Below are 22,521 nucleotides of genomic sequence, written 5' to 3' on the forward strand. Positions count from 1 at the left end.
GGCCGCGGCACCCGTGGCACGATGGCGCGATGGCCGATCGCAATGCCGTTCATCTGGTCCTGGGCGACGAGGAACTGCTGGCCGCACGCGCGGTCGGTGACCTGGTCGCCGCGGCGCGGGCCGCCGAGCCCGACGCGGAGCTGCGCCAGTACATGGCGGGCGAACTCGTCGCCGGCGAACTCGCCGAGATGCTGAGCCCGTCGCTGTTCGGCGGCGCGCGGGTGCTCGTGCTGCGCTCGGGTCAGGACGCGAAGAAGGACGTCATCGCCGCCCTGCTCGCCTACGCGAAGTCGCCCGACGACGACGTGACGCTGATCGTTCAGCACGTCGGCGGTGCGAAGGGCAAGGCGCTCTCCGACGGATTGAAGTCGGCCGGTGCGAAGGTCGCCACCGTTCCCAAAATCAGCCGTCCGAGGGAACGCGTCGATTTCGTTACCTCGGAGGTTCGTCGGCTCGGTGGCAAGGCCGGTGACGCGGCCGCCGAGGCGCTCATCGCCGCCGTCGGCAACGACCTGCGCGAGCTGGCCTCGGCCTGTTCGCAACTGGTCGCCGACACCGACGGAAACATCGACGTGCGTACCGTCTCCCGCTACTACAAGGGACGCGCTGAGGTGTCCGGATTCAACGTCGCCGATGCCGCGCTCGTCGGCGACGTGTCCGGCGCGCTGGAGGCGTTGCGCTGGGCGCTGCACATCGGCGTCGATCCCGTGCCGATCGCCGACGCCATCGCCGACGGCGTTCGAACGGTGGCCCGCGTCGCCTCCGCGGGGCGCGGCAGCGCCTACCAGATCGCGGGAAATCTAGGTATGCCCCCGTGGAAAGTGGAACGAGCCCAGCGACAAGCCCGTGGCTGGACGCCCGATGCGCTCGTTGATGCCATGCAAGCGGCCGCGGAGTGCAACGCGGCTGTCAAGGGCGGCTCGGACGACCGGGCCTATGCCCTCGAACGTGCGGTCTTCGCCGTCGCGGCGGCGCGTCAGGGAGGTGGTGCTCGATGAGTGCCAAGGGGGCACCGCTGTACGCCCGGATGCTGCGCCTGCGCCGGATACGTGTCGGCGGGCTGGCCAGCTTCCTGTTCGTGGAGTGCGCCATCGCGGCCGGCATCCTGCTGGCCCTGGCGGAACTCGTGAGCTGGTGGGCCGTTCCGCTGCTGCCTGTACTGGTGGCCGCGGTCGTCAAGGTCAACGACATGGTCGGCGGGGTCGGCGGGATGGCCTCGTCGCGGCAGTCCGCGCCGCCGGTGGAGGAGGTGCCGGTGGAGTCGTCGTCGTGGTTCGACGATGACGAGACCGGGCGCGAACTCGCGGGCGCGCTGTCGATCGCCCGCACCGGCGGGGTCTACGGATCGCGGCACGCCCAGGCGCACGGCGACCCCTACGACTCGCACGGCGGTGCGGCGTACGAGTCGCGCGGCGGCCTGGCGCTGGAGGAGCGCGACCCCTGGGACGCCGAACAGGAGCACGTCGCGCACGAGGAGCCGGTCGGCACCGTCAGCGCCCGGGCCGGACGGCGCGACTTCCTGGAGCACACGCGCGTGGGGCTCGGTGCCGTCGCCCGGCACACCCACACCGACGCCCACGAACCACAGGCCGACGACCGGCCGATCACGATCGACGACTGGTCCGCGAGCGGGTTCGACGCGCGAACGGCCTCGTGGACGGACACCAGCGGCGGCCGTCGACGGGCGCCCGACTCCGACGGCCACCAGGACGCACCCGAGCGCGTCGGCCCTTCCGGCGGCGAGCGTGTCGATCCTTCCGAGGGCCGTCAGGAGACGACCGAGCGTGTCGGCTTCTCCGGAGGGCGCCAGGGCACACCCGAGCATGTCGGCCTTTCCGGAGGGGGCCAGGGCACGCCGGAGCGGGTCGGCCGGCACGGCACCGTCGAGACCGAGCCGTATGTCGGCGGTCGACGGCGGGCCGCTGACGACGACGAGTCCTCGCGGGCCAGCCGCGGCATCCCCACGAACTCCCGCTGGCAGTACGCGCGCGGCGGATCGTCCGGTGGCCGCACGACGGCGTTCGGGGTGACGGCTCCCGTCGGCACCACGCTCGGCGGCGGAACGCCCCCGGCAACGGCCGGCCGCGCCCCACTGATCGAGGGCGCGCCGGACCCGGCGATGGACGGCGCGGTCGCCGGCGCGGAGCGATGGGGCCAGCACGACTCGGAGACCCTCGTGCCGGGCACCGCTCACCGCGAGCCCACAGCCGTCGACCTGAACGGACGCCGCTCCGGCCGCTCCACCGGAGCCCGGGCCTACGACCGGGGCCGCAACGACGCCTACGAGCAGGCAGACGACCCGGCCGACGATGGAGACATCCCCGCGGACGGTCAGGTCGCCGGCCGGCGCTCGGGGGAGTGGCGCGGCGCCGAGGACGGGTTCCGGGACGACGACGGCTACCGCGACAGCGGACGATGGACACCCGAACAGCCGGCCGGCCAGCACGATGTGCGCTACGCGGCCGGGTACGAGGTTGATGCTCGGGCGGCCGGTGTGCCGGAAGGCTTTGACGTCGACGCTCGGGCGGCCGGTGTTGAGGGCGGCTTTGACGTCGACGCTCGCGCGGCTGGCGTGGCGGACGGCTATGACGCCCGCGCAGCCGGTGTGCCGGGCGGCGCCGGGCGGCGGGACGCCGGCTGGGAGTACGACGGGTCCGAGGCCGACGGCTGGTCGGACGGGGAGCCGTACGCGCAGGGCGGCCGTGGCGGATTCGGCGCGGACGAGCGTGCTGCCGACGGCTCGTACCGCGGGTCCGACTATGCGTCCGCCGCCGGTCGGGCGCGGCGGGAGCGGGGTGGCGGGGGCGCGGACGGGCGTGACTATCCGGCGGCTGAGGGCCAGGCGGCGTTTGCCGGTCAGTCGATCGCGGGTCGGTCGGCCGGCGATCCGGAGTACGGCGGCCGGGATGCGGACGGGCGTGACTATGCGCCCGCGGGCGGTCAGGCGGCTGGTGCGCGGTCCGCTGGTGCACAGTCCCCTGGCGGCCGGTCAGCGTCCGCGCACGAGTATGACGGCCACGATGCGGGCGGACACCACTATGCGCCTGCGGCCGACCAGGCGGCTGGTGCGCGGTCGGCATCCGGGCGTGAGCGTGGTGGCCGGGAGGTGTCCGGGGCTGACCACGCGGCCGCACCCGGGCAGGAGCGCGCTCCCCGGAACATGCCCGGCCAGGGCTACCGGTCCCCGACCCGCGGCGCCTCCATCCGCCGCACGTCCACCCGCGCCGTCGGCGGCCCCGACGCGGCAGCCGGGCGCTCCGATCGCGGCCGCGACTTCGGGCCGGCCGGCGAGCAGTCCCGTGGCGGGCACGACCGCCCGCAGGAGAGCCGCAGCGGCGGCCGTCGCCGGGCACAGGAGGCCGCCGGAACGGGCGCCTCGGAGCCGGCCCAGCCGCCGGCGTCCACCGGTGTCCCGGGTTCCGGAGCCCCGTCGCGTGCGCACGCGATCGGCGCGGCTGTGCGGCGTTCGATGGCGATGCAGGCGCAGCTCGGAAATGCCCGCGTGGTGCAGGTGTCCGGTAGGCACTCGAGGCACGACTCGGAGCCCGGCGCGGGGCTGAACGAACGCCGGTTCGGCGGTAACCGCTAGGCAGGTGAGGTTCGCGGCCCCATCCGGATTCCGGGTGGGGCCGCGCTGTATGCGACGCCTGTGCCGGTTGGGGCGGGCGGGGGCTGCAAGATCGCCACCAGTGCTACGCGTGCCACGTCATTCGTCAGCCATTACGTGGCACGCGTAGCATTCCCGCCGCCGTGGGCCGTGGGCCGTGGGCCGTGGGCCGTGGGCCGTGGGCCGTGGGCCGTGGGCCGTGGGTGCGGAGGTCGCAGGCCCGCGGGCTTCGCAGTGACGCTTCGCTCGCCTCCGGCCATCAAGGCCGAAGGGTCTGGGCGGCCGCACGGCGCACAACCGCCCCGCATCGCAGCCTTCGGCGCCTTCGGTCCTGGGTCGGGTCGATCGAGGGGACACGCGGTCGGCTCGACCTACGCTTCGGGATACATACGGGGTGGGGAAATAGGCGAACGCGTCGGCCGCCTTGTACCGATCATGACTGCTGTTCCGATGCCATCGGCCGCCGCTTGGCACCACCGCGATGCCCGGCAAGGGTTCGAAGTCGTGTACTTCCACGCCGTCGAGGAGGGCTACCGCATCGACGGACACACCGCCGCGGTCGAGAACGGCCAACCGTGGGTCGTCCAGTACACCATCCTGGTGGACGCTCGCTGGGCAACGCGCAGGGCCAGCGTCACCGGACACTGGTTCACCGGCACCAGGAAGATCGACATCGAAGCCGACGGCCACGGTCGATGGCACATCGACGGCGCGTACGCGTCAGCTCTGGACGGATGCCTGGATGTCGACCTGGAGTCCTCCTCGATGACCAACGCGCTTCCGGCCCGGCGGCTGGCGCTGCGCATCGGTGACCAGGCCTCCGCGCCCGCGGCATACGTGCGTGCCCTCGACCTGTCGGTCGACCGGTTGGAGCAGCGGTATGTCCGGGTCACAGACGAGGACGGCGGCCAGCGGTATGACTATTCGGCGCCCGCTTTCGATTTCGGATGCCGTCTGGTGTACGACACGGCGGGCTTGCCACTGCACTATCCCGGCATCGCGATCCGGGCGTTCTGAACGCTCGAAGACCGGCGCGCCTCTGAGCAGGTCCGGATAGAGCGCGCACCACACCGTTGCCAAGGCGTGCTGTTCGCCGGGGGTTAGCGGCATGCCTACCTCGGCGGCCGGCAATGCGACGCAACCGAGGACGGAGCCGAAACTCGCGAATAGAGCCACGCACGACAGCCGTGGCGCCGCATCAGAAAGCCTCAACCGCCACCGGCGCAGACCACAGCCGCCCGAGCCCACCCCGAGGCGCCGTCCCGGGCAGGCCGGAAACACAGATACGCCGGCATCGGACGCCTGCCGTCAGGGCAGCGACGTCGATGCCGGCGTCCCGGTCTTACCGCTCAGAGGTCAGCGCCCCCAAGAGGTCAGGCAGCGACCACCGTGTGGAGCTTCTTGGCGATGGCCGACTTGCGGTTGGCCGCCTGGTTCTTGTGGATGACGCCCTTGCTGGCGGCCTTGTCGAGCTTGCGGCCAGCGTCCTGCATCAACGCGGTCGCGGTCTCCGTGTCGCCGGCCGCGGCCGCCTCGTGGAACTTGCGGATCGCAGTCTTGAGCGACGACTTGACCGACTTGTTACGGAGCCGGCGCTTCTCGTTCTGCCGGTTGCGCTTGATCTGCGACTTGATGTTCGCCACGCGACAGCCTCGTCCTGATCGTTCGGTTGGTTTCGTGATGGTGCAGCTTGGGGCGGTGCCCAAGGCGCGCGGGACATCTGCACGTCACCTACGCGCGAAGATTCAGGCTACCAGCACCCGGTCTATCGAGCCAAAACGGTGTGACGCTCAGGACCGCAGGAGCGCGGGGGAGGCGTCGGGCTGGCCGAGCGGGATGGCGCTGCCCTTGGCGTAGTCCGCGAACGACCGGTCCCAGTGGGTGTAGCCGTCCTGCCACTTCACGTGTTCCTCGGTGCCCTTGATGATCACCGGGTCGCCGACCTGGGTCTGGTTGTACAGCCACTCGGCGTCGGCGTTGGAGAGGTTGGTGCAGCCGTTGGAGACGTTGCGCTTGCCCTGGTCACCCTCGGACCACGGCGCCGCGTGGAGGTACTCGCCGCTCCAGCTCAGCCGCTGCGTCCAGAACACGTCCTTGCGGTAGCCGCCGGGCCCGTCGACCGGCCGGCCGAACGTGGAGGAGTCGAAGACCTCCTTCTTGTTCTTGATCATCACCATCATGTTGCCCGCGTCGGTGGGAGTGGCCGGCTTGCCGAAGCTGACCGGCATGCGGCGCAGCACCTGCCCGTTCTTGGTGATGGTGAGGTGCTTGGAGGTGTTGTCGGCCTCCATGATGGTCTTGGCGCCGATCTTGAAGTTCATCGTGAGGTCCTGTGCGCCGTAGCGATTGCCGCCGAGCGGAAGCCCGCCGACCGCGGCCCGCACCTGCACCTTGGTGCCGGACTGCCAGTACTCCTTCGTCCGGAAGTGCACCTCACGGTTGTTCCACCAGTACCAGATGCCCTCCTGGGCCGGTTCGCTGGTGACGAAGAGCCGCTTCTGCACGGAGGCGCGCTGATCCTTCGGGATGTCGGCACTGAACGACACGATGATCGGCATCGCCACCCCGACGACCTGGTTGTCGCCGATGACGGTGCTCGCCTTGGCGGTGCTCCCCGGCTTGGCCATCGTCGTGAACGTCGCGGCCTTCGTCGCCGTGCGCCCGTCCGCCGTGGTCGCCGTGATCTTGGCGGTGTACTGCGTGCCGTACTTCAGCTGCGCCCCCGGCACCCACGCCGACTTGTCCGAGCGCCACGCGCCCTGCACGGGCCCGCCATTTGTCTCCACCAACTCCAGCGTGGAGGTGGGCGCATCGGCCTTGTAGGCCAGTTCCAGAGATGTGGGAACGTCCGTAGCCCCGTCGGTCAGCCCGGTGAACTCCATGGCGACCTGTGGACCGCTGTCCGACGGCGACGCCGCGGCGATGGCCCCGTTGGCCTGGTCGCCGGAACCGGACGACTTGGCGCCGCCGCTGTCACACGCGACGAGGCCGAGAAGGGCGACTGCCGCGGCGGCTGCCACGCGCAGGTACCGGACCGGGGGGTGCGTTCGCATTGAGAACTCCAGGGTCGTCCTGCCGGACTTAAGGTGCTTAATCGTGCCCTAAGATTGGCGAACGCGCTGACCCCCACATCCGCCGTCGATGGTCTAGACGCCGTATTGATCCCACGGGATGTCCCAGGCGGTCCAGCCGTTACCCTTCTGCAACGTCCGCTCGGTGCCTTTGACGATCACCGCATCGCCGATCATCGTCAGCTGGAACAGCCACTGCGCGTTGGACTCGGAGACGTTGACGCAGCCGTGGGAGACGTTGGTGTTGCCCTGCTGCTGCACCGACCACGGCGCCGAGTGGATGTACTCGCCGCCCCAGGTCAGGCGCTGCGCGTACTGGATGTCGACCCGGTAGCCGTTGGGCCCGTCCGTGGCCCGCGTGTCGAACACCGTCTGCTCGGCCTTCTCCATCACGACCATGTGCCCGCTCGACGAGGGCGTGCTCGGCTTGCCGAGGCTGACCGGCAGCTCCTTGATCGGCTGTCCGTCCTTCAGCACGGTCATCTTCTTGTTGGCGTTGTCGACCTCGATCACGATCGAACGGTCTGCGATCTTGACGGTCGCCGACCGGTCCGTGTCGCCGTACTTGCTGCCGATCGGCAGGCCCGACAGGGCGCTGCGCACACTGATCGTGGTGCCCGGCTGCCAGTACTTCTCGGCCCGGTAGAGCACCATCCGCGGGCTGTGCCAGTGCCACCGCCCCGGCTGCTCCGGCGTCGTCTTCACCAGGAGCCTGCGGGCGACGGCGGCCCGCGACGCCTCGGGCACGTCCGACTCGAACTCGACCACCACCGGCATGGCCGTCCCGTAGGTCTGCCCGTTGAACAGGTACAGCCCCGAGCCGACCTTCCCGCCACCCGGCCGCGCCATCGTCGTGAACGTCGTGTTCTTCGACTCGGACTCGCCACGCACGCCTTTTGCGGTGACAGTGGCGCTGTAAGTCCGTTCGAACTCCAAGGGCTTGGCGGGGATCCACGAGGAACCGTCGGCGCGCAGCTCGCCCTCGACGGCCTTGCCCTTGTCGTCGGTCAGCGTGACGGACGCCACGGTGCCGCCGGTCACGCGCGTGTCGACCTCGGTAGTGATCGGCAGCCCCTTGGTCCCCGCCGCAGGCCCTACCTCGAACGTGAACGGAGGCACACTCGCCGTGGGACTCGGCGACGCCGAAGCGGCCTGACTCGCAGGCTGCGCCGCCGGCTTCCGCGGATCGTCCGAGCATGCCGTCACGCCCAGTGGCAACGTCACTACCAGCGCTAACAGCATCCGTCGTACTGACATCCGTGCTCCCACGTGAACCCCTCCCCGTTGCCGACATCGTGCCCGACGGGTCCGACATTCTGCGACCCCGTGACGCGTGTTTCTTAAGGCGGGCCTCAGGTTGCCCGCGGAGGGATAACCGGTTGGGAGCCCCGTCAGGTCGCGTGCTATGGTTTTGCCCGTTCCAGTGAGCGCCGCTAGCTCAACTGGCAGAGCAGCGGACTCTTAATCCGCGGGTTCGGGGTTCGAGTCCCTGGCGGCGCACATTTGATCATGGCCCTGACCTGGCATTACTTGCCGAGTCGGGGCCATTTTCATGTCCACTGTGGACTGTTGGGTGATCGATGGGTGATCTGTAGCCCGTGGTACCACGCGTCATCGGGGGAAATGGCACGGCACGCACCGTCGGGCGACGACACTTCGGGTCGGCTTGGAGTCCGCTTGTCAGCGTGGCGCAAGTACTAAGCGCCGAGCACCCACGTCGCCCAGTCGATGGTCGGCATTGTGCTTACGCTCCATGTTCTTCTGATCGCAGACCGGGTCGCGACCTGGGTGAGCCGGCATCACAGATGGATGCACGTCCTTGTGTTTCGGGACGGCCAATCGGATGTCGGTGGGCCGTCGGAGCTGGCCAACGCGTACGTGTTCTGCGTGCTGGAGCAGTTCCACGCCCGGCTGCGCCGCCGGGACATCTTCGCCGCCGCCTCCCTACGCTGGGCGGATCCGGTCGCGCAACTGCTGGACACGACGCCTGGCAGAGCGTCCGCGGCGGGGTCCTCAACGATCTGCAAACGCCAAGGTCCGCATTGACGCCGACGGCCGCCTACACGCGGACAAGGTCACCGCCGTGGCGGACCCGCCGAGCCTTGTCGACCTGCCCCGTCGAATGCTCAGGAGGTTGCCGACCAGGAGACGGAGGCCCAAGTCGCGACCGGACGAAAGCCGCATACAGCTGCTCTGAGCAGCCCACTCTCGTCCGGTACGCACCCACACGGCAGCGATCCGCTCGCCGACGGTGCGGACATCCACCGTTTCTTAACCACGCACCACGGGCCACTGCCGCCCTCATCGGTCGGGGGAATGCACCGAGGAGACGGCTCACGGCCCGGTCAGGAGCGTCCTATGCATGCCGACGCAGGTGTGCACGGGCGTCTTACCGCTGCATCCTCAGCGGCGGTGGGGTAAGTACCCAGGTGATCGTCGTGCCGCCGGGTTCGACCGCGAACTGCCGGGCTGCGTGCCTAGCAGATCGTGTGGCGCCGGAGCGGGCGAATATTCTGGCCGGAACCGAAAAACGCGGCTGAAGCTGCCGGTGGGACCTCTCCCGAGAGGAAAGGTCCCACCCGCGCCGCTCGGAAAGCATCGCCGGCGCCCAGTAGACCGCCGGCGTCGTCTTACCGACGCCGGGCATTCTCTCCTCAGGCCATCGACTCCGCCCACCCCGCCGTCCCCCTGCTGCCCCGATTGTCCGTGCTGATACTGCCGCGTTCGTTGCTGGAGCTGGCTGCCGGTCAGTCGGGGCGCACGAGCATGTGGGCACGGCGGGTGGCCGGGTTGGCGGCGATGAGGGCGGTCTCGCCGACCTGGATCCAGGAGCGCTGGTAGTCCGCGCCGCCGTGGAACTGGCCGGCGCACTGGCAGACGCAGTCGTTGCCGAGGGCTTCCTGGCAGCGCACGTCGCAGCGCTGGTTCTCCAAGTAGTCGAGATGGACGTGCACGTGGCCGAACCGCTCGGCGAGGCCGGTCACGACCAGCCGCAGGTGCGTGCGGGCGAGGGTCCACTTCCCGCCGGCGTACTCGAGGCGGATCCGCGCGCCGAGCTGCTCGTGCAGCCACCAGCGGTTGCCCCTGCGATCGCTCGGGTCGTAGGGCATCTTGACCACGACGCGGCCCCGGACCGGCCGCCAGACGGCGGACAGTGGCGAGGCGCCCATGTCCAGCATTCTGCCGAGCCGGCCCCACGGCGTACATCAGTAACTTCCGATGCAATGCACGGGCGGAGAGTCGAGCGCGCCGCCCACGCCGAGCGGTTGAACCGGCTACGGCCCCACCCCCGGATGACCAGCCGACGCGACCTTGCTAGCGAGCGCCAGGCGGACTGGCAAGGTCTGGCTATTCGACGGCGATGAGTTCGCCTGAGGCCTACCGGTCTGGTGAGATCGCCTATTCAACTGTCCCGTATTCGGGACGGAGATCGCGCGGGTTGCCACGGAACGTATTGCGACCGCGGTGACCGATCTGGACTGGGCGCGACCCAGCCGGGCGAGGTCGGCTCAGCGCCACGGCACTAATGGCCGCGCAGCCGCCGCCTGCGTCACCACGCCGCGGTCCGTGTCAAGCTAGACGAACGCAATTATCATCGAACACGCGTTCGATATGGTCGCGTGGTGGAGACCGCGGGGAGATGGTGGAACGGCACGTGGGGTCGCCTGGCCCGGCGCGATGTGTTCCTCCGCGTAGGTCAAACTGTGGGAAGTCGAAGCCCGCGCAGGTGGCGCCGACGGAACCTCCCGGGTGTGGCGGTTCCTCTCCGAGGAGGAAGCCCTCGCCTTCGCTGCGTGCTGCATGTCCCGGCGGATGGCGGGATCTCCAGCACGACGACCCGCTGGCCGTCCCCGAGGCAGTCGCCGAGGGCGGTCGAATCCATGAGCGGCCGACCTAGGGCCGCTCCCAACGCCCGGACCGTGCCCATCGACCCGCCGACGTCCGGTCAACCGGGCCGACGGATCTTCTCTGTGGTGATGCCAGCACCCATCTGTCGAATATTATTCATAGAGCCGTGTGGACGAAGGATGGCGGCCTTATGAGTGTTGTTACGCGGACTGCGCACTGAAGCACGCGGCAACCGCCGAACAGGCTTGGCCGAAGACTCGGTTCGGCAACGTTGTTGCGCCATCGACCGGGCACCTATGGAAGATCGGTGAGTATCGTGCTACAGCCGTGTGATGGCAATGTGCGGTCACCCCAGATATGGTCAAAAAGGACTAAGGCCCTGCCGTCAAGATTTTTCTTCGTTGGACTGGACGCTTCCTATCGCCTATGACTTCTTCCTTGTGTCCCCGGCACGCTGCCTGGAGCGAGGAGATGCACGCGATGGACGGCCAGTGGATCCCGCTTGCGGGAATGGTAGGGCTGGGGCTGATCACAATGGTCTCCACCATCGCTCACGCGATGCAACTTGGCCGCACCGTGAAGAGTGCTCTTCAATCCCTTCCGATCGGTGCATCTGGCGTGAATATCCAGGTCAACGACCTGCGCGGGAGAAGTGTTCGCATTCAGATTGACGCAACCTCTGCGACTCGTCGAGACCGCGTGTGACATGGCGCAAGATACCGTCTCGCAGGCTAGGCCAGACGACTCGGACGCGGAGCCCTGTGCCGACTTTGAGACGTTCTACAAAAAAGCAGCCCCGGCGCTGTTGCGTCACGCGGCCTCGATCACGAACAGTTCTCGCGAAAAGGCTCAGGAGTACATGCAAGAGGCGATGCTGGTCGTATGGAAACACTGGTCAGAGTTGGAGCACCGATCCGACGGCGAGCGATACCGCTTCGCGCAGACGGTCATGATCCGGGTCGCCTACCGTGCGAGTGAACGGGCCGCCCGCTACAAGCGCCTGCTGCCCAAGTTGTGGAACCGGTCAGACGAACCGGCCGTCGAAGACGGTGTGGTGGCTAACCTGACGGCCGACGAAGCGTTAGCCGTGATCAACTCTTTGCCAGGCCAGCAGCGTATCGTGATGGTGCTGATGTACGACGGCTGCACCGCCGCTGACGTCGGGAAAATATTGGGCATAAGCCCATCTACGGTACGCTCTCATCTATCTCAGGCGCGACGGGAACTTCGCAAAGCTCTCGATCATCTCCAAGGGGGCGGTCATGGCTGAGTCGCCGCCGGACCGACTTACCGACGCCGAGCGTCACTTGTTCGCCCTCGCCGCCGATGCTGCTGGCAACCGCGCAAAATCGCTCGACTTCGACGCCACTGAAGGTTGGGAAGCCGTCCAACGAAGGGGAGTGTCCAACCGTCGGCGGGGCGAATTACGAAAAGTCGCGCTTGACGTCCGCCGCAGCTTCCACCTGGTTCCTTTCGGTTTGTCCGCCGCAATCGTTTGGGCAGCTTTTCTGTACCAAGCCAACCCTCCATTTGGTTTTTTGGGAGGACTGGTCCTTGTCGGCGCAGTCGTATTTATGGCATTCATGGGCTACGCTCATCTGCGTCGATCAAACGCCGCGTCGCTGATGGCGGCCGCTACTGCTCTGCTGATGATAGTAGGGGGGTTTGCCGCAATTGCATCGAAATCGGAAAATGGGATCCCGTCGGATAGCGGGCGCGCGGGGCCTGTCGAGGCAGTCCCTGCGCCATCTGAGCCGTCTGCAATGCCAGGCCCTTGGCGGACCGATGGCGGTGTTAGCCTGCTCTCGCTGACTAAAATAACAGGAATAGCGAGACAGGGTCCTGTAAGTATTGCCGGCCGATCATTTTCGGACGGCGTTACAATCCCATGCGGAAGCTCCGCTGCCGGCTACAATAATGTGCTCTGGAATGTTGAACACTACAAGCGCTTTTCGGCAATAGTGGGGATCCCCAGCGAGCTTCCGGGCGGCGTCGCCCTCAGCATTGCTTTTATGGACCAGGCGGGACGCTTGCTAGATTCCTACGACTTGTCGGCCGGGGAGACCAAAATCGTTTCTATCGCCGTATATGATTACTTGCAGATTTCTTGTCAACCGGTAAGTAATTCTCCGAACGGATATATTCCTGTAAGTGCCGCTATTGGAGCTCCGGAACTCTTTGAGAGCTAAGGGCTATCCGTACTTACCCGTCCCGCTCAACCGCGCGGTACTGGCCCTCATGCGCGTTGTGGATGGCCAGGGTCTGTGCCCGGCAATGCGTCAGCTGGCGTGGGGCAGCTACTCCTCGATCGGAAGAATCATGTCTCCATCGAGCCCGGCGTACAGGCGGGGCGTCGCGGTCAGCACATCGCAATCGTGGCCGTACGCCGCCAAGACCGCCGAGGCCGCGTCGACCCGACCGATGATCTCGTCTGTGGGCCCGGCCGACTGGTGAGAGCGCCTATTCAACTAACGCGGATTCCGGTCCGGTAGAGATCCAACTCTTACTCTCCGTACTGCCGAGGGTAGCTCCGGGCTGAACATGGCACTTCTCCGATGAGCCAACGAGATGTCGGCGCGTCAGCAAGGCTGTGCAGGTCAGGTCGAGACTGGGCCCACCAAGGCGGGGAGCACGGCATGACCAACGCGAACATCGAATCCGACCTCAGAATCACGCTCACGGACGAACGTTTCGCTGAGCTAGAGCATGCCGCAGCGCTCGCCAACGTCGTTCTGGGCAATGTTGGCGCGATCGCATCGATCACCGTTCGAGTCGGTTCGAGTAGGTGTGCCGGAACCGTCACGATCAACACAAGCGATGGCTCGGTCGACGTGGGACTCGGCGAGCTCTCAATGATGCGACTCCGTCTGGAGCGCATCGCGTTCCTGGACTCGGAAGCGTTCGTGATAAAGCCTGATGGCGCTATCTGGCAGGAGTTCGATCGGGTAAGCGTGGAACGCGATCGAGGGCGGCAGGTCTCGCCTTTGCCATCGCAGGAGGAATGGGCGGTCTTGTTGAAACTTGAGGCGGCCTGCACGGAGTAGCGGTCACGTCCTGTGGTCGCCGGGGCGTAGTTGGACCAGGTGGTGCCAGCGTTGGCTGCGAGGCGGGCGGCGGTGACCTGGTGGTAGCCGAGCGCGTCGGCGACGATCGGGGCGGGCATGTCGAGGACGTGCTGTCGGATCGCGGCGATGCGGCCTGCGGTGGTCGGGGACGCCGAGCTCATGGATCAGCGGTGACAGCGTGCGGGGCTGGAGCGGTTGGCCAGCTCGACGGCCGGGGAACAGCCAGCGGGAGTCGCGGTTGGTGGCGGTGCGCATATTGGTGCGCTGGCCGAGATACTCGAGCAACAGAGCAGCGACCGGTTCGGGCACCGGTGTGGGTGGGTCGCCGAGGCGTAGCAGGACCTGATCGTCGTCGCGGATGATGTCGTCGATGGTCAGCCGGGTAATCCGGCTGACCGGTTGGGCATAGAGCAGCAGGATCACCGCGGCGACCCGGGTGCGCAGCGGGGCGCGAGTGTCGATGAGGAGTTGGCCGAGGAGCACGGTGCGATCGTGCTCGGGCAGCGGCGTGCCGCCGGTTCCTTGGGCGGCTGGCAGCTCGAACCGTGGGCTGTGCCGGTTTGCGGCCGACCACTGCAGGAACGCCCGGACGTTGATGCGGTCGCTGACGGTGTGCTCGACGGCCCGCGCGTCGATGTCGGCTTGGGTGCAGTCGGCGAGCGGGCGGCCTCGGGCGGCAAGCCAGCCGAGTATGCGGTGGCCTGGCCGATCTGCTGGCCGGCGTAGCTGCGCCCGGCCGGGGTGATCGGCTGGTCTCGGCGCGGGACCGGAGCCGGGGCAGGACGTACCAGGTCGCAACCGTCGCAGCAGTTGGGCGTGGTCCGGGTCGTTGACTTCGGCGAGGTGCTGGTGCAGCCAGCGCACGAACAGCAGGATCTGCTTGTCGATCGTGGGCAGCAGACCGCAAGCCATCAGCAGTTCACGCAGGTGCGCGGCCGCGCGCCAGGGTTGCAAGGTGCGGAACCCCTCGTGGATCAGCGGAATCTCCCCGCGAGCCAGCCGGCGCAGGATTTCAGCGGGCGCTCGGTGGCGTGAGGTCAGCCAGGTCAGCCCGGTCAACGGGTTCTCCATGCCGCGCAGTTGGTCGGCGAGCGGAGTCAGTCGGGGGTGGATGCGGCCGGTGCCGTCGTCGAGGAGCTCGGCGAGCCGGTCGGCGAGGGCGCAGCGGGTGCAGCGGCGGCCGCCGTGCAGTTTGCCCTCATGGCCGCAGCGCGAGCAGGGTCAGCGGCCGGCTCACCGTTTATGGGACCCTTTGGTCATTTCGTTAAGCGCTTCGCGGACCTTAAGAAGGTCGGCGGAAAGCGCGGACGGCGGTGTGGCCCAGAGCAGGACTGTCGCGTCGTCTCCACCGGTGGCAAGCATGTGCCCCTCGGGAGAGAACGCCACCGCACGCACCCAGTCGGTGTGGCCGGTGAGGGGTTCGCCAGCGGGTTGGCCGGTCGCTAGATCCCATAGCCGCACCGTTTGATCACCGCTGCCGGTGGCGATGAAGCGGCCATCGGGAGAAAACGCCACCGCGAGCACCGTATTGGCGTGGCCGGTGAGGGGTTCACCGAGGGGTTGGCCGGTGTCCGGGTTCCACAGTCGAACCGTCCTGTCGGCGCTCGATGTGGCGAGCAGGCGCCCGTCGGGAGAGAACGTCACGGAAAGCACCGGAAGTTCGTGGCCGGTGAGGGGTTCACCGAGGGGTTGGCCGGTGTCCGGGTCCCATAGTCGCACTGTCCTGTCGTCGCTGGCGGTCGCGAGCAGGCGGCCGCTTGGGGAGAACGCCACCGACCACACCACGCCGGTGTGGCCGCGGAAAGGTCTGCCGAGGAGTTGGCCTGTGGTCGGATTCCACAACTGCACCGTCTCGTCAGCGCTGGCAGTGGCGAGACGGTGTCCGTCGGGAGAGAACGCCACCGCGAGCACCTCGCCGGTGTGGCCGGTGAGGGGTTCGCCGACGGTTTGGCCGGTCCCTGGGTCCCACAGCCGCACCGTTCTGTCGTCGCTGCCGGTAGCGAGCAGGCGGCCGCTTGGCGAAAACGCCACCGCACGCACCATGCGAATGTGGCCGGTGAGGGGTTCGCCGACGGTTTGGCCGGTCCCTGGGTCCCACAGCCGCACCATTTTGTCGGCGCCAGCGGTGGCGAGCAGGCGCCCGTAGGGCGAAAACGCGACCGCAACTATCCGATCTCCTGGTCGCAACGGCGTTTCGGGAAGCGGGAGTCGCGCTGCTTGGCGTCGCTGTTTGAGCAGGTCGTCAACGATGGTGAGCAGTTCAGCTGCTGAGTTGCGTAACTTGGCCACCTCGGCCCGCGCCTCGGTGGATTGGCGTCGGGCCTGTGTCAGGCCAGGGCAGCTATGAGAGCTCCATAGCCGCACCGTCTTGTCGAGGCCTGCGGTGGCGAGCAGGTGCCCGTCGGGGGAGAACGCCACCGCGTTCACAATGATGTGGCCGGTGAGGAGTTTTCCGGCGGGTTGGCCGGTGGCCGGATCCCACAGCCACACCGTCTCGTCGAGGCCTGCGGTGGCGAGCAGGTGCCCGTCGGGGGAGAACGCCACCGCGTACACCCCGGTGTGGCCGGTGAGGAGTTTTCCGGCGGGTTGGCCGGTGGCCGGATCCCACAGCCACACCGTGCCGTCGGAGTCTGCGCCGGCGAGCAGGCGCCCGTCGGGAGAGAACGCCACCGCATATACCCCGGCGGTGTGGCCGGTGAGGAGTTTTCCGGCGGGTCGGCCGGTGGCCGGATCCCACAGCTGCACTATTTGATCACCGTTTCCGGTGGCGATGAAGCGGCCATCTGGCGAGAACGCCACCGCGTACACCCCGCGGGTGTGGCCGGTGAGGGGCTCGCCGGCGGGTTGGCCGGTGGCCGGATCCCACAGCCGCACCCTCGCGTTGGAGCAGATGGTGGCGAGCAGGCGCCCGTCGGGAGAGAACGCCACCGACCGCACCCCGCCGGGATGGTCGGTGATGGGTGTACCGGCGAGTTGGCCGGTGGCCGGGTCCCACAGCCGCACCGTCTTGTCGGAGCCGGCGGAGGCGAGCAGGCGCCCGTCGGGAGAGAACGCCAGCGACCGCACCTCGCCGCCGGTGTGACCGGTGAGGGGCGCACCGGCGGCAGCCCATCCATCGTGGAGGTGAGGAGTCCGTGGCTGCGGAACCACGACAGGTTGGTTGATGACGGCGACGGCATCCGTTTGCGCCTGTCTGTTCGGACCTGGTTTGGCAGCGGATGCGAGTTCGGTTTGGCGGGCGGCTTTCCGGAGTGTGCGCAGCTGTGGAATCACGGCGAGCTGACCGGTGGCGGCGACAGGATCGGGTTGGGCTACCTGCTCCGAAGGCATCTGCGCGGACGTGCGTTCGTCCTGGCGGGCGGGTCTCGGCGGTTTGCGGGCCAGATGGTGGTGCTCAGCGATGCGTTCCCATGCGGCGATCCACGCCGGATGCCGATCGGCGGAAACTTCGCAGAGGGTGAGGAAGGGCCGGATGAACTGCTTCTTCGGCAGCTTCTTGCCGGCGAGGGCCTCGTAGATGCTGTTGCGGGTGATCACCGGATCGCTGTTGCCGTTGGTGGTTAAGGCCGCGGCGCGTTTTGCCAGTTCCCGGTAGGAGGTACTGCCGGCTCGGACGTGTACCCGTTTCAGCAGCAGCGCGAAGTCCTCGACGGTGCTGGCCTGATTCGGGTCGAGCTCTCCAGCAGGCGCGGTGTTCGGATGCATCGGGGCCGTCCTTGGCTGTCCTCAACTGTCTTGAGTTGTCGGCCAATGTACGTGGCGTAACCAATGCGGGTGGGACGCTGCCGCCGATTGTCTGGCCCCGCGCGGTATCCGGCCCGGGTTTGTTCGGGTGTTTCCGCAGCTCTTGGCGCAGACAGTCTTAACGGCACTTGATGGTGGAGTCCTTGCCGCAGCCGTCCTCGAACGGGTGAGCGGCTTCGCACCGCCCACGTTGGAGATTGCCGTGACCATCGCCCTGCGCGCCGTATGGACCGCCATGGTCCTCCTTACCGCCGCCTTCGTCGCCGTCCTCGCCGGGCTGCTCACCGCCGCCGGCGGCGCTACCCTGCCGAACGCCCTACTCGCCGGCGGCGTCGCCTTCGCCAGCACCGCCGGGGTACTGCTGGCCGTGCTTACCCTCCTCCTGAGCGGCCCCCAATGACCTACCGAGCCAGCGGCTCACGGCGGGCCCTGACACGCTCGTCGAGCTGGGCGTCACGAGGGGAGACCGGGGCCCTCCCACGGAAAACCCCGGCCGGGGTGACTCGCGCCGGCCCGGCGCTCAGTCGGTGTCGCGCTCGATGAGGGTGCGCCGCACACCGGCGTCGAGCATCGCCTGGGCGCGGTGGTTGCCGTTGTTGTAGCGGGCATCGCGCGGCCAGGGTCCGTGCGGGCGGATCGTGTCCATCACGAGGGAGTCCAGCGCCTCGGCCTCCCAGTCGGTCAGGCCCTGTGCGTCCGGGTGGTTGAGCACGTGCCGGGGGATGTCCTCGAAGCTGACGCCGGCGGCCTCGAACTGCGCGACCAGGCGCAGCGCGAGACGGTTCACCTGGTGCCAGTCCCCACCGTGGTACCAGCAGCAGTCCCGGCCGCCACGGCGCGGCACCAGCTGCCGGCCGAGCCGGCGCCACCACGGCACCCCGGCCGCCATGCACTTCTTCTCGCGGAACGGCGCCGGGCGCGGCAACCGGACCACCGGGTAGGCCACGAACCGAGCCTCCGGTTCCGGCTCGGGTTCGGGCGGGGTGAAGCCGGCCCCGCGTTCCAGATCGACCGCCTGGCCGACGAGCGCGTCGACGTCGGCCGGGGACATCGGCCGCCACCCGGGCGAGCGCAGCGTGCGCGCGCTCGGGTCGGCGGCGAACGTCACCAGCGACAACTGCCGCCGGTGTTCCAGGATCAGGTGCGAGACCCAGACCGGCGGCTCCGGCGCGTCGGGGAAGTGCTCCCGCCAGACCGTCTCGGCGCACGTCTCGGCTGCGTTGGTCAGCGACGCGCCCTCACCGGCGCCCGGCATCTGCGTGGCGACCGCGACCGGGCGCATCCCGTCGCCGGTGAACAGCTGCAGCCGGAACGTCGCCCGCCAGCGCGCCTCCGGCGGCAGCCGGTACATGTGCTCATCGAGGACTCGCGCACGCGCGCCGGCGAACGCGTCCAGCAGTTGCGGCAGGGACGGCTCGTCAGCGCTCATGCGCCGCACCGTACCGGCGGATCGTGTCGCCGCCGACCTTCCCGCCGCGCGTGTCGAGATCGATCCTGCTCGACACTCGGGCGACTGTCGCGGGTCCGGCCGGGACGGCCGCCGTCGCGGGTCGGCCGCCGTCGCGTGTCCGGCGCCCGGCTGCCGCGGCGCTTCCGTTCCTCGGCGCTGACGCGCCTGCGGTACGGGTCGCCTTGCCCTCGAACCCGCGCCGGGCGGCGCCCGCCCGACTCGCGCCAGGCGTGCCGGTGACGCCCGTGACCGCCGGGCGCGTGTCCACTCGCGGCCTGGTGCCCGGGCGTTACCGCGCACCAGGCCGCGTGGAAGCAGCAACGTAGTTGTCAGTGCTCGGCGGTCGCTTCGTTATCAGCGGATCGGTCGCTGCTGACACGGTCCGCGCCGGCTCGGCGTAGGTCGGACCCGACTCGTCGCGCGCCCGCGCCAGAATGCATTCGCGTCATCGACCTACTAGCGCGCGTCGCCCACCCCGGTATTGGTGTGGTTCCCCCACACAATCGTGACGGGACCGCCGGTGGAGTTGTACGACGCCTTGCGCTTCGCCCTGCGATCCTCGTCAACTGCCGCTCTGGCGTCGTGCGCCGAATTGGCAGAGATGAGGAGGACGGTCGCCTGCCCGTTATAACTCACGGGCACCTGCCAGGTTCTCACCTGATCAGGGTACGGCGGATCGCGGCGCGGCGAAGTCGAAGTCCGCGCCTGCTAACTGTCCCTATCTTTAGGTTTGTCGCCTCTACCCGTACTGGGGTCGAAGTGATCATCAACTCCAGCGCGCTGCCGCCAGTAGGTAACGGCGTTTTGGATGAGGATCGTGTCAGGAACGTCCGCACCGAATACCCGAAGCATTTTGGGAAGCAGGGAGCCGTAAGTAGCTGCAGCGGCAGCCGGATCTCCGGCCTCCCCACGCCAGTGGGCGAGATTGGCTTGTGTGAGGAGTACGTCGGGGTGGTCAGGTTCGAGGAGCCGGAGTTGGTCGGCGAGCAAATCGTTGAAAGCCGCAGCGGCGGCAGTTGGGTCACCGGCTTGGCCCCGGTAAGTGGCGAGGTTGCTACGAGTGGCGAGAGTGTGGCGATGATCTGGTCCGAGGGCTCGCATTTGATCGATGAGTAGTTCCTCGAATGCGGTCACTGCCCCGGCAGGATTGCCGGCTTCGCCTCGCCACATCGCGAGATCGCTGCGAGTGGTGAAGGTCGCAGGATGGTCCGGCCCAAGTGCTCGCAGCTGGTCAACGAGTAGCTGCTCAAGGGTGGTTACTGCTCCGGCTGGGTCACCACGTTCCCCCCGCGCTCTGGCGAGACTGTTGCGAGTGGCCAAGGATTCAAGGTGGTCCTGTCCGACCGCTCGGGCTTGATCGAAAAGCAGCTCCTCGATCGTGGCAGGGGTAGCGCTAAGCCGGCTCTTCCAATGAGCAAGGTTACTGCGGGTCAAGATAGTGTTGGGATGATCCGGTCCGAGGACACGAAGTTGGTCGGTGAGTAGTTCCTCGAAGGCGGTAGCTGCCCCGACCAGATCGCCAGTCTCACCTTGCCAACAGGCGAGGTTGCTGCGAGTGGTAAGCGGATAGAGGTGATCCGGTCCAAGGAGGCGTATCTGGTCAGCAAGTAGTTCTGTGCTAGCGGCGACTGCGCCTGACATGTCCCCGGAGCGACCGCGCCACACGGCGATATCGCTGCGGACCGCGAGCGTGTTGAGGTTTTCAGGACCAAACAACCGCAGGAGCTGGATAAGCAGCTCCTCAAAGAAGGAAACGGCACCACGGGGATTTCCTGATTCACCGAGACTCCGGCCAGCGTGAAGCAGTGCCTGATGGGTGTCGGGAAACAGCAGGGCGTCACGTCCGTGCTCGTAGACGGCGGCGGTGTTATCGCGTAGCGCCTGGCTGGTGGCCGGGTCGCGTTCGACGGCGGGCCAGACTTCGATCACGGCGTCGCAGGCGGCCCACGCTACGTCGGCGATGCGGCCGTCAGTGAGTTGGTCTCGGGTTACGCGTTGGACCAAGCCGTGCACCATGACGGCATTGTCAGTAATAGTGACCAGGTTGAGTCGGTGCAGAACCCGGAGTCCCGAACGAACGGTGTCGACATCCAGCTCAGTACCTTCGCCGCCGACGCTTGTGGGCCGGGTGTAAGCGAGCCAGTTGCGGGCGGCGGTAGTCATGAACACTGATTCAGGGATTCCGACCGGGCTCAGCAAACTGGCCAAGTCCAGTAACGGTGTGGCCATATCGGCCGGCCGAGCCTTGTTGGCGCTCTGGACGGACAGGGCTACGGTCGCCGCGACTGTGCGGGTGTAGTCGTCGGGTAGCTCGTCGGTGGACGGCGACAGTTCGTCCAGTCGGTGGCCGCGCTGCGCGAGCCGGCGTTGGTACTCCGTGCAGGGGATTCCTTCGTCGATCATGAACGCGGTTGCCTGGGCCAATGCGAGAGGAAGGTGGTATAAGGCGCTGGCGAGTCCGCCGACATCGTCAGCAAAGTCAGGGTGATCATCGAGCCGGGCCTGGAGATAGGCGACGGCCTCGGACTGGGTAAAGACGTCAACCTGTAAGAGACGACGACCCTGCCCGGTTAGCGCCGCTCCGCGCAGCCGCGTCGTGACAACCGTTCGTCCAGTGGGACGGACCGGGGGCCAGAGTTCTTTCAAGTCCGCGGCGATGCTCAAGTCATCTAGTACGACTAGCCACCGTCGGCCGGTGGTTGACAGCCAGGCGTGGAACCGGGCGGCGTCGCGATCGGTGTCAGTGCGATCGGCGCCGGGTAGGGCGAGGTCAACTGCGGCCTGGGCGTACCCGGCGGTGATCGCCTGCCTGGAAGAGGCGGAGATCCACACCAGGAGGTCCAGTTGCCCAGTGTCGCGCAGGTGGTTTGCAAGGTGAACCGCGAGTTGGGTCTTGCCGACTCCACCCATGCCGGAAAGTAGCCGGGTTGAAGCCCTCGGGCTTCTCGGTGTGGTGCCGGTCAGCACGGCAGTGCCACCGGCATCGGTGGCATGGGCCAGGTTGTCGACCAGGGCGCGGGGTTGGAAGCAGTCCGCCAGTCCGGGCACCACGCCGATGACCTGGACCTGCTGCGATCCAGATGGTGGCGGGTCTTTACGCTGGCCGGGATACGCCTGGTCATACCTGGTCCTCCACACCAGCATGTCCACCTCGTGGCCCGGCAACGGCCGGCCGCGCGCCTGGGCGTAGCCAGTGCAGGCGTCGATGAACGCGGCAACGGTCCCCCATCGCATTCCGCCCGTGCCGGTTAGTACGGCCGCGAGGGTGGACCTTCCCACGCTGTGCCCGCGCCGTTCGGCGTGCTCCAGCAGGCTGTCCGCCTTCGGGCCGCCAGCCAGCGTGTGGAGCTGACGCAGCTGTTTGCGCATCAGGCTGCAACCGTCCTACGCAGTGCATTTACCAGGCCGGCCAGCGGCATTTTTCGTCCTGAATCCAGTTCTGGACGGTGCTGGACGTGGAGGGCCGCACCGTCTTCCGCATCGCTGTTCGCTTCCCCTCGGAGGTCACCGATGTGGTTCACGATCATCACCGCCGTTGCCGTCGTCTGGGACTGGCTGCCCGAGATCACCATCGTGTTGGAGTTCTGCACCGCACTGATCGGGTTCGTCGTCACCGTGCCGTTGCTGGTGCGGCGCGTCCGTCGGTGGCAGCGTCGGCGCACACGCCGATAGGTGCTGATAGTGGCGGCCCGCTCGCACCGATACGCGGTCGGTGCGGGCCAGGCCGCGATGGGG

Annotated in this window: 19 protein-coding genes, 1 tRNA gene and 1 pseudogene; 12 read left to right on the plus strand and 9 right to left on the minus strand. The window is 67.9% G+C overall.

Annotation, left to right across the window (positions count from 1 at the left end; genetic code table 11):
• Positions 1-29: 29 nt before the first annotated feature.
• From holA to Val02_RS33010, 3 genes are all read left to right on the plus strand, one after another.
• Entirely contained in the window at positions 30-998 is a 969-nt protein-coding gene (holA, locus tag Val02_RS33000) for a DNA polymerase III subunit delta (protein ID WP_203903192.1), read from the plus strand.
• The gene (locus tag Val02_RS33005) at positions 995-3,589 is read left to right on the plus strand and encodes a hypothetical protein (protein WP_203903193.1); all 2,595 of its coding nucleotides are present in this window, start codon (positions 995-997) and stop codon (positions 3,587-3,589) included. Before holA ends, Val02_RS33005 begins: the two co-directional genes overlap by 4 nt.
• A gap of 453 nt (positions 3,590-4,042) precedes the next feature.
• On the plus strand, positions 4,043-4,624 hold the full coding sequence (locus Val02_RS33010; RefSeq protein ID WP_203903194.1) for a putative glycolipid-binding domain-containing protein: 582 nt from the start codon (positions 4,043-4,045) through the stop codon (positions 4,622-4,624).
• A gap of 356 nt (positions 4,625-4,980) precedes the next feature.
• Here the strand turns inward: Val02_RS33010 and rpsT are convergent, their stop codons facing one another.
• The 3 genes from rpsT to Val02_RS33025 all read right to left on the minus strand — a co-directional run bounded on the left by rpsT (position 4,981) and on the right by Val02_RS33025 (position 7,935).
• A complete protein-coding gene (gene rpsT, locus Val02_RS33015) occupies positions 4,981-5,250 on the minus strand; it encodes a 30S ribosomal protein S20 (protein ID WP_203903195.1) in 270 nt (89 codons plus the stop codon).
• Between the two features lie 147 nt (positions 5,251-5,397).
• Positions 5,398-6,660, minus strand: coding sequence for a L,D-transpeptidase (locus Val02_RS33020; protein WP_203903196.1), 1,263 nt, complete (start codon positions 6,658-6,660; stop codon positions 5,398-5,400).
• A gap of 93 nt (positions 6,661-6,753) precedes the next feature.
• Positions 6,754-7,935, minus strand: coding sequence for a L,D-transpeptidase (locus Val02_RS33025; protein ID WP_203903197.1), 1,182 nt, complete (start codon positions 7,933-7,935; stop codon positions 6,754-6,756).
• Between the two features lie 170 nt (positions 7,936-8,105).
• Between Val02_RS33025 and Val02_RS33030 the strand changes: the two genes are divergently transcribed.
• Together Val02_RS33030 and Val02_RS33035 are read left to right on the plus strand one after the other, a co-directional pair.
• Positions 8,106-8,178, plus strand: a tRNA-Lys gene (locus Val02_RS33030).
• A gap of 240 nt (positions 8,179-8,418) precedes the next feature.
• On the plus strand, positions 8,419-8,724 hold the full coding sequence (locus Val02_RS33035) for a hypothetical protein (RefSeq protein ID WP_203903198.1): 306 nt from the start codon (positions 8,419-8,421) through the stop codon (positions 8,722-8,724).
• Positions 8,725-9,425: 701 nt separating this feature from the next.
• Here the strand turns inward: Val02_RS33035 and Val02_RS33040 are convergent.
• On the minus strand, positions 9,426-9,848 hold the full coding sequence (locus tag Val02_RS33040) for a hypothetical protein (protein ID WP_239153510.1): 423 nt from the start codon (positions 9,846-9,848) through the stop codon (positions 9,426-9,428).
• Between the two features lie 453 nt (positions 9,849-10,301).
• Here Val02_RS33040 and Val02_RS47715 point away from each other — a divergent pair.
• The 5 genes and pseudogenes from Val02_RS47715 (at position 10,302) to Val02_RS33060 (ending at position 13,571) form a co-directional block, all read left to right on the plus strand.
• Positions 10,302-10,576 (plus strand): annotated as a pseudogene (locus tag Val02_RS47715) (hypothetical protein).
• A 431-nt stretch (positions 10,577-11,007) separates the two neighbouring features.
• Positions 11,008-11,232, plus strand: coding sequence for a hypothetical protein (locus Val02_RS33045; protein WP_203903199.1), 225 nt, complete (start codon positions 11,008-11,010; stop codon positions 11,230-11,232).
• Between the two features lies 1 nt (position 11,233).
• Positions 11,234-11,797, plus strand: coding sequence for an RNA polymerase sigma factor (locus Val02_RS33050; RefSeq protein WP_203903200.1), 564 nt, complete (start codon positions 11,234-11,236; stop codon positions 11,795-11,797).
• Positions 11,790-12,716, plus strand: coding sequence for a hypothetical protein (locus Val02_RS33055; RefSeq protein WP_203903201.1), 927 nt, complete (start codon positions 11,790-11,792; stop codon positions 12,714-12,716). The genes Val02_RS33050 and Val02_RS33055 overlap by 8 nt, the downstream gene beginning before the upstream one ends.
• A gap of 447 nt (positions 12,717-13,163) precedes the next feature.
• Complete coding sequence (locus Val02_RS33060) at positions 13,164-13,571, plus strand: hypothetical protein (protein WP_203903262.1); 408 nt, start codon at positions 13,164-13,166, stop codon at positions 13,569-13,571.
• 3 nt (positions 13,572-13,574) lie between these two features.
• Here the strand turns inward: Val02_RS33060 and Val02_RS47720 are convergent, their stop codons facing one another.
• Positions 13,575-14,651 (minus strand): site-specific integrase, encoded by a 1,077-nt coding sequence (locus Val02_RS47720; RefSeq protein ID WP_239153511.1) that lies wholly within the window; start codon positions 14,649-14,651, stop codon positions 13,575-13,577.
• A 174-nt stretch (positions 14,652-14,825) separates the two neighbouring features.
• A complete protein-coding gene (locus Val02_RS33070) occupies positions 14,826-17,297 on the minus strand; it encodes a WD40 repeat domain-containing protein (protein WP_203903202.1) in 2,472 nt (823 codons plus the stop codon).
• 241 nt (positions 17,298-17,538) lie between these two features.
• Here Val02_RS33070 and Val02_RS33075 point away from each other — a divergent pair, with 241 nt between their 5' ends.
• Positions 17,539-17,736, plus strand: a complete 198-nt coding sequence (locus Val02_RS33075; RefSeq protein WP_203903203.1) for a hypothetical protein — start codon at positions 17,539-17,541, stop codon at positions 17,734-17,736.
• A gap of 120 nt (positions 17,737-17,856) precedes the next feature.
• Here the strand turns inward: Val02_RS33075 and Val02_RS33080 are convergent, their stop codons facing one another.
• From Val02_RS33080 to Val02_RS33090, 3 genes are all read right to left on the minus strand, one after another.
• Entirely contained in the window at positions 17,857-18,765 is a 909-nt protein-coding gene (locus tag Val02_RS33080; RefSeq protein ID WP_203903204.1) for a hypothetical protein, read from the minus strand.
• 477 nt (positions 18,766-19,242) lie between these two features.
• Complete coding sequence (locus Val02_RS33085; protein ID WP_203903205.1) at positions 19,243-19,443, minus strand: hypothetical protein; 201 nt, start codon at positions 19,441-19,443, stop codon at positions 19,243-19,245.
• A 51-nt stretch (positions 19,444-19,494) separates the two neighbouring features.
• The gene (locus tag Val02_RS33090) at positions 19,495-22,155 is read right to left on the minus strand and encodes a tetratricopeptide repeat protein (RefSeq protein ID WP_203903206.1); all 2,661 of its coding nucleotides are present in this window, start codon (positions 22,153-22,155) and stop codon (positions 19,495-19,497) included.
• Positions 22,156-22,296: 141 nt separating this feature from the next.
• On the opposite strand from Val02_RS33090, the gene Val02_RS33095 reads away from it, so the two are divergent.
• Complete coding sequence (locus Val02_RS33095) at positions 22,297-22,458, plus strand: hypothetical protein (RefSeq protein ID WP_203903207.1); 162 nt, start codon at positions 22,297-22,299, stop codon at positions 22,456-22,458.
• The last annotated feature ends 63 nt before the right edge of the window (positions 22,459-22,521 follow it).

Origin of the sequence: Virgisporangium aliadipatigenens (assembly GCF_016863615.1) — a bacterium.
Classification (GTDB): domain Bacteria; phylum Actinomycetota; class Actinomycetes; order Mycobacteriales; family Micromonosporaceae; genus Virgisporangium; species Virgisporangium aliadipatigenens.

Bases quoted from the DNA above. Each gene is read 5' to 3' on its own strand.
- Val02_RS33025 (WP_203903197.1), bottom strand. From the start codon at position 7,935: ATGTCAGTACGACGGATGCTGTTAGCGCTGGTAGTGACGTTGCCACTG.
- Val02_RS33045 (WP_203903199.1), top strand. From the start codon at position 11,008: ATGGACGGCCAGTGGATCCCGCTTGCGGGAATGGTAGGGCTGGGGCTG.
- holA (WP_203903192.1), top strand. From the start codon at position 30: ATGGCCGATCGCAATGCCGTTCATCTGGTCCTGGGCGACGAGGAACTG.
- Val02_RS33005 (WP_203903193.1), top strand. From the start codon at position 995: ATGAGTGCCAAGGGGGCACCGCTGTACGCCCGGATGCTGCGCCTGCGC.
- Val02_RS33020 (WP_203903196.1), bottom strand. From the start codon at position 6,660: ATGCGAACGCACCCCCCGGTCCGGTACCTGCGCGTGGCAGCCGCCGCG.
- Val02_RS33090 (WP_203903206.1), bottom strand. From the start codon at position 22,155: ATGCGCAAACAGCTGCGTCAGCTCCACACGCTGGCTGGCGGCCCGAAG.
- Val02_RS33050 (WP_203903200.1), top strand. From the start codon at position 11,234: ATGGCGCAAGATACCGTCTCGCAGGCTAGGCCAGACGACTCGGACGCG.
- Val02_RS33055 (WP_203903201.1), top strand. From the start codon at position 11,790: ATGGCTGAGTCGCCGCCGGACCGACTTACCGACGCCGAGCGTCACTTG.
- Val02_RS33010 (WP_203903194.1), top strand. From the start codon at position 4,043: ATGACTGCTGTTCCGATGCCATCGGCCGCCGCTTGGCACCACCGCGAT.
- Val02_RS33070 (WP_203903202.1), bottom strand. From the start codon at position 17,297: ATGCATCCGAACACCGCGCCTGCTGGAGAGCTCGACCCGAATCAGGCC.
- Val02_RS33040 (WP_239153510.1), bottom strand. From the start codon at position 9,848: ATGGGCGCCTCGCCACTGTCCGCCGTCTGGCGGCCGGTCCGGGGCCGC.
- Val02_RS33060 (WP_203903262.1), top strand. From the start codon at position 13,164: ATGACCAACGCGAACATCGAATCCGACCTCAGAATCACGCTCACGGAC.
- Val02_RS33080 (WP_203903204.1), bottom strand. From the start codon at position 18,765: ATGAGCGCTGACGAGCCGTCCCTGCCGCAACTGCTGGACGCGTTCGCC.
- Val02_RS33095 (WP_203903207.1), top strand. From the start codon at position 22,297: ATGTGGTTCACGATCATCACCGCCGTTGCCGTCGTCTGGGACTGGCTG.